The 1,658-nt window shown below is 40.8% G+C and carries 3 protein-coding genes; 1 reads left to right on the top strand and 2 read right to left on the bottom strand.

All coding sequences use genetic code 11. The features are described from left to right. A partial coding sequence (locus LD39_RS19070; protein WP_035551882.1) for a YitT family protein occupies positions 1–493 on the top strand: 493 nt, incomplete at its 5' end. A gap of 56 nt (positions 494–549) precedes the next feature. On the opposite strand, the gene LD39_RS19065 is transcribed toward LD39_RS19070, so the two are convergent. Both LD39_RS19065 and LD39_RS19060 read right to left on the bottom strand, forming a co-directional pair. Beyond that, positions 550–1,224 carry a zinc metallopeptidase gene (locus LD39_RS19065; RefSeq protein ID WP_035551880.1) on the bottom strand — a complete coding sequence of 225 codons (675 nt, stop codon included), beginning with the start codon at positions 1,222–1,224 and terminating at the stop codon, positions 550–552. Positions 1,225–1,290: 66 nt separating this feature from the next. Continuing rightward, positions 1,291–1,658: sporulation protein YpjB (locus LD39_RS19060; RefSeq protein ID WP_035551877.1), on the bottom strand; the 368-nt coding region annotated here is incomplete at its 5' end.

The raw sequence follows: 1,658 nt of genomic DNA, 5'->3' as shown, positions 1-1,658 counted from the left end.
ATACGGCGGGACGACAGGCGGGGTCGATATCATCGCCAGGTTAATTAATAAATACTTAGGCTGGAGCATGGGCCGAGCCATGTTTATGTTCGATGCCGTAGTTATTTTCATTTCGATTATCACATATCTCAATTCAATTAAGGGAATGTACACGCTAGTCGCAGTCTTCGTTGGTGCAAGAGTAATCGATTTCATTCAAGAAGGGGCCTATGCGGCAAGAGGGACAACAATTATTTCTGAAAGAAGCGATCAAATTTCAAGTAAAATTATGCAAGAAATGGATCGTGGAGTGACCGTCTTAGAAGGAAGAGGATCTTTTTCAGGCGACAAACGAGATGTTCTATACTGCGTAATTGGAAAAAACGAAATCGTCCGGTTAAAAACAATCATCGATGACATTGATCCCCACGCATTTGTAGCGGTCAGCCATGTCCATGACGTTATGGGAGAAGGATTTACTTTGGACGAAAACAAAAACCCACTAGAAGAATAGATAAAAGCCAAAAAACACCCCTGATCTATTATAGATCAGGGGTGTTTAAACTACTATTATTCTTCACCCATGCCGGCAAACATCAGAATAAAACGGAGCAATTCTGCTACGGCAACCAATGCGGCAGCTACATAAGTCATCGCTGCTGCATTAAGGACTTTTTTCGTTTGACGTTCTTCATCGTTGCGGATGATCCCAGTTGAAACCAATTGATTCATCGCACGATTGGATGCGTCGAATTCTACTGGCAGAGTAACTAACTGGAACAACACGGCAGCAGAGAAGAAAATAATTCCTACAAGAGCCAAATTAGCCATTCCCATTAAGAAACCGGCTATGATCAAGATAAATGATATATTTGATCCAAAGCTCGCCACTGGCACTAGTGCACTTCGGAAACGCAAAAAGGCATAATCTTGGGCGTCTTGGATTGCATGACCGACCTCGTGGGCAGCTACAGCTGCGCCAGCTGCAGATCTTCCATGAAAATTGTCTGAAGATAGACGAACAACTTTTGAACGAGGATCGTAGTGGTCGGAAAGCTTGCCTCGCACTTCTTCTACTGCAACATTATATAAGCCATTATCATCTAATATTTTTCTCGCTACTTCTGCTCCTGACATTGATGAGGAAGTAGCCACTCTTGAATATTTTTTATACGTACTTTTAACTTTTGATTGAGCCCAGAAAGGGATAATCAAGATTAGCGCAAAGTATATGAGAAACTCCATGTTTCATTCCTCCGTCTTGGTTGTATTCACTACTTAGGTCAATTTTAGTCAAACTGAGCGAAAAAATCAACTATTTTCACTCTTGCGAGAAGGTAAAGTTGCTTGACCACCTTTAAATTTTCTTATGGACACATAAGATAGTGTCAAGATAATTGTACCGCCTATCATAATTGCCGTCCACAATAAGGCATCGAGGGTGAATGACGTTGTATGCTCAAGTAAGTCGTCGATTTGAAACAATGCAGCTTTCCGTGTCTCTATATTATCTGTCAAGTTTAGAGTTGAAATTGAATCTGTAACGCCTTCTATTTCAACATCAGGATAGAACACTTGTATTGTTGGTTCAAGACTCTCCCACTTTTGAGAAATTTGATCAACCGGAATAAAAACGTTTTCTAAATCCATTCTTAGTTCTGAAAGTGCCTGTTCCGTAA

The organism is Halobacillus sp. BBL2006 (assembly GCF_000786645.1).
GTDB lineage: Bacteria > Bacillota > Bacilli > Bacillales > Halobacillaceae > Halobacillus.
This window is presented reverse-complemented; position numbering and strand designations above follow the sequence as displayed.

Coding starts and splice junctions, on each gene's coding strand:
- LD39_RS19065 (WP_035551880.1), bottom strand. CDS start 1,224: ATGGAGTTTCTCATATACTTTGCGCTAATCTTGATTATCCCTTTCTGG.